This window comes from Mesorhizobium sp. M7A.F.Ca.CA.004.12.1.1, assembly GCF_003997835.1.
In the GTDB taxonomy this organism is placed as follows: domain Bacteria; phylum Pseudomonadota; class Alphaproteobacteria; order Rhizobiales; family Rhizobiaceae; genus Mesorhizobium.
Genome location: NZ_RZRK01000567.1, coordinates 1 through 4,033, shown reverse-complemented (window position 1 = coordinate 4,033; position 4,033 = coordinate 1). Strand labels below are relative to the sequence as shown.

The following is a 4,033-nucleotide window of genomic DNA, read 5'->3' as shown; positions in this document are numbered from 1 at the left end:
CGCCTCGATCCTTCCGTACGACCACTATGAGAGGGCCGAGACTTTCAAGAGTATGTCTTTGACCACAGGCGAAAACGCTGGGCTGTTTCGCGAAAGCGCACCGGCGAAGGCCGCCCGTACCGAATTGAAGCGCGCGCAGTCGGAAGCCGACGTGCGCTGCTTTTAGAGCCTGCTCCCTCCGCAAGCCGGATGGAGTTCCATCCTTTGCCTGGACATGATCCTCCCGAAATGAGCTTCACTTCGGGGATCGAGCTGGCAAGCATCCGGCATTACGGCGCAAGAGGGATACTTTAGAGACCTGCTGTCTCCAGGGGCCACTGATTGCGGAATGTTTTGCCATCCGTGTCGGTCGCTTCCACCTGGATTTCGCCGTTGCCATGCACGGTGAAATCGAACCGGAAATTGGGGTCTTCCGAAATCGATATTCCACCTTCCATGGAGAGGATCGGCCGGCCGGCTTGCGAGATCGACAGTTTCTGAACAAAATGCGCCGGTATGAAATACTGGGTCAGCGGATCCCGCTGCAGGCCCGAATTGTTAGGGTGCCGGATCATCAACTGCAGTTCCTCAGTCTTGGTCATCGTCTCTTTGGGCGGGAACTGGCGCAGCTTCATCTGACCCATCGTCGCGTTGGCCTCGTCCTGGTTCTTGACCGCAGGGGCGGAGCATCCGCCTGATGCCTTGACGAAGGTCTGCATCATATGGAGCTGGCCGCTCTGCGTCTCAGCGATGGCACGCAGATAGGAATAGTCGTTGACGCGCACGCGCGTCGACAGATGCGTCACGCCGGCATCCTTGCCGAGCTGGAACGTTGCCGCCACCGGTGCAGGGTTGGCATCGATGATCAAGGTAACGGATTTGATGCCGTCCGGCGCCTTGGCTGGATCGAGATAGATGTCCACGGGCACGATGGCGGCATCCTGCGCCCGCTTCGGCGCTTCGATCCTGACGACGCCGGTATCGACCAGAATTGCCCGATCGCCGAACACGTCGCCCTTCAAGTCATGCCAGATTCTGTCCGAGGACGCGGTTGTTTGCTGTGCGCTGGCGGTTCCGGAGGAACCGAGCAGCGTGCCGATGGCCAAGATGATCGCGACAAAAACGGATGCGAGCGGCAAAGCGAGCTGCCGGCTCGAGTAAGGGTGATTTTGCATTTCGATGCCTCCACCAATGCAGAGAGGTGGTGCCCAGGCTGGCGTTGAGGATAAGCCTTTGGCGACGCCTTGGCAAATCGCCGTGCCTTACAGCTGCTGGACGCATGTCGGCATCGTCTATTCCCACTCGAGTTCGGCAAATGCGGCCGTTGCGTTGCGCTGGTTGTAGTCGTCGAACAGGTGCCAATTATCCCGTTCGGTTTCGCCAGCGGTTTTGACTGCTTCGCGCAGCGGCGTTCCGTCGGCGATCGCCTTTCGGATATCGCGCGCCAGAATCTCGAAATAGCGTCGCTCCCCCGCCAGCGCCTGTGGCCAGTCGGCCGTTACAGGACCATGACCTGGAACGACGCGCGTGGCGTCGATCGCGGTGAGCGCATCCATCTGGCGGAGCCATCCAAGCAGTGATCCGTCGAGCGTCGGCAAGGAGCCCATGAACACGAGATCGCCGGCAAAAAGCGTTCTGGTCGCGGTATCGAATACGGTCAGGTCGTTGTCGGTGTGCGCCGCCTTCCATGCCCGCAGTTCAATCATGCGCCCGCCGAGGTCGAGTTGCAGGCGATCGTCGACCAGCATGGTCGGCGGCACGATCTCGATCCCCTCCATCAACGCCTCGCCAAGCTGTTCGCGATAGTTGTGCAGATAGAACGCTCCACGCGCCTCGAGAGCACGCGGCAGATTGCGGTGACCGACGATGGTCGCGCCGATCTTCCGGAATGCCGCATTGCCGAAGATGTGGTCGGGATGCATGTGGGTGTTGACCAGGAAGCGAACCGGCTTTGCTGTCAGCTTTCCGATCGCGGCGAGAAAGGCCTGCGCCTCGATCAGGCTGCCACCGCTGTCGATGACGGCAACCGCATCGGTGCCGATGACGGCGCCCAGATTGCAGATCGCACCGTTGTTGGCGGCGGTCATCAATTCATCCGCGCCCTGGAAGGCGAAGACGCCGTCGGCGATTTGCGTGGTCGAGAACCGCAAGCTGCCGCCTGCGGCCAGAACGGCTCGTCCGAGGCAGCATGGCAGCAAGGCGGCGCTGGCAGCGGTGCAGGTGAAGCCACTCACAAGCCTGCGTCTTAGCCGATCAACCGACATGAAGGCCTCCGATATGCATTTCGCCAGCAGGCGATCAGGTGACGTCCGGAAATCTATGATGGAACGACCGCAGGAGGTCGCTCATCACCTGCGAATTGCGATGTTGCCGTGGCAACCGTACGTCGAACACGCCGAGCACATGGGTTGGCCGTGGCGCGAGCACGATGATGCGGTCCGACAGCATCAGTGCCTCGCGTAGATTGTGCGTCACCATCAAGGCGGTCGTTGGCCGTGCCGACCACACGGTCAAAAGCAGATGCCGAAGCCGCTCGGCGGTCTGTTCGTCGAGCGAGACAAAAGGTTCGTCCAGGAAAAGCACCGCCGGCTCGGTGGCGAAAGCCCTGGCAAGTGCTGCCCTGCGCGCAAGGCCGAGCGACAGTTCGGCAGGATAGAGCGAGCGCATGCCGGCGAGGCCGAGCGTGTCGAACAGCCCGTCGAGATTTTTCGCTCTCAAGCTTTTGGGCAACGCCAGCCTGACATTCTGTTCCACCGTTCGCCACGGCAGCAGGGTCGGTTCCTGGAATACGGCGGCGATGCGGTTCGAACCTCCTTGCGGCAACTGAAAGGAGCCGGAAAAGTCTTTGTCCAAGCCAAGCAGGATACGCAGCGTCGTGGTTTTGCCGCAGCCCGACGGTCCCAGCAAGCAGGCGAATTCGCCTTGCCGGACCTCGAAGGAAAGGTCCTGAAGCGCCGTGATCGAGACGCCTCGCGTGGACCTGAAGGTCTTTTCGGCGATGTCGACCTTAAGCGGGACGACGGCGCCAACGGGTTGCATGTCGTTCAACGGGCTGCACCAGGAGAAGTTCAATGACAAGCATCACCGCCACGAAAGCCAGCGTGTAGGCAAGGATGGCGGCGACATCGAAGAGCTGGAAATAGAGATGGATCTGGAAGCCGACACCGTTCGAGCGGCCGAGCAGTTCGACGACCAGGACGATCTTCCAGATGAGGGCAATGCCGGATCGCGATGCGGCGGCAAGATAGGGCTGCAATTGCGGCAGCAGGATATGGCGGATGCGTTCAAGGCGGCCGAAGCGATAGACGGTGGCCATTTCGGCGTAACTTGGATCAAGCGCCCTGGCGCCTTCGCGCATCGTCACCACGACATTCGGGATCTTGTTCACCGCCACCGCGCCGATCGCCGCCGCCTCGTTGAGGCCGAACCAAATGTAGCCGAGGACGATGACCACCAGCGCCGGGATGTTGAGGAACAGGATCACCCATGGGTTGAAAAAGCGGTCGACGCGACGATGGCTGCCGAGCAAAACGCCGATGACGGATCCGATGATCATGGCGACGATATATGCCGCGGCGACCCGGCCGAGAGTCACGCCGAGATGGTAAAAGAGGTCGCCGCTCGCAGCCTCCCTGAGAAGCACCTGCCAGACCTGCCGAGGCCCTGGAAAGGCACGGCTTGGCCAGACACTTGCCGCAAGGTTCCACAGCAGGCAAAGCCCGAGCAGGGAGACCGCAACAGTCAGCGCGGGCATGAGTGCCGTCGCCAGACTGCGTCGGCCGGACATGCTCGGCGGAGCATCACGCGTGCCGTCGGTTCCCAATGCGGTCATTTCCGGGGATCCTGCCAGAACGTGCCGGGCGCCATTTCCGGCGCGCTGCCGACAAGTTTCGCGCCGCCGATCGCCGCCAGCACATGGTATAGCCTGCCGGCGTCGGCCGCTTCCTCCGCGACCGACCGTCTGGGAATGCCCTGGCGGTAGCGATCGCGCAGCTTTTCCAGTTCCTTGCCTTCCGCGCGAATGATCGGCGCCAGGCGCAGCCATTCGTCATCG

At 61.6% G+C, this 4,033-nt stretch carries 4 protein-coding genes and 1 pseudogene; all 5 read right to left on the bottom strand.

What is annotated here, in order from left to right:
• Positions 1-290: 290 nt before the first annotated feature.
• Positions 291-1,154: a quinoprotein dehydrogenase-associated SoxYZ-like carrier gene (locus EN984_RS25160; RefSeq protein WP_127269859.1), complete on the bottom strand. Its 864-nt coding sequence runs from the start codon at positions 1,152-1,154 to the stop codon at positions 291-293.
• A gap of 117 nt (positions 1,155-1,271) precedes the next feature.
• The gene (locus tag EN984_RS25155) at positions 1,272-2,243 is read right to left on the bottom strand and encodes a quinoprotein relay system zinc metallohydrolase 2 (protein WP_127269857.1); all 972 of its coding nucleotides are present in this window, start codon (positions 2,241-2,243) and stop codon (positions 1,272-1,274) included.
• 34 nt (positions 2,244-2,277) lie between these two features.
• Positions 2,278-3,018: an ATP-binding cassette domain-containing protein gene (locus EN984_RS25150; RefSeq protein ID WP_127269606.1), complete on the bottom strand. Its 741-nt coding sequence runs from the start codon at positions 3,016-3,018 to the stop codon at positions 2,278-2,280.
• Positions 2,987-3,811 (bottom strand): ABC transporter permease, encoded by an 825-nt coding sequence (locus tag EN984_RS25145; protein WP_127269855.1) that lies wholly within the window; start codon positions 3,809-3,811, stop codon positions 2,987-2,989. Before EN984_RS25145 ends, EN984_RS25150 begins: the two co-directional genes overlap by 32 nt.
• Positions 3,808-4,033: pseudogene (locus EN984_RS25140) on the bottom strand (ABC transporter substrate-binding protein); the annotation flags it as partial. The pseudogene EN984_RS25140 and the gene EN984_RS25145, both read right to left, overlap by 4 nt.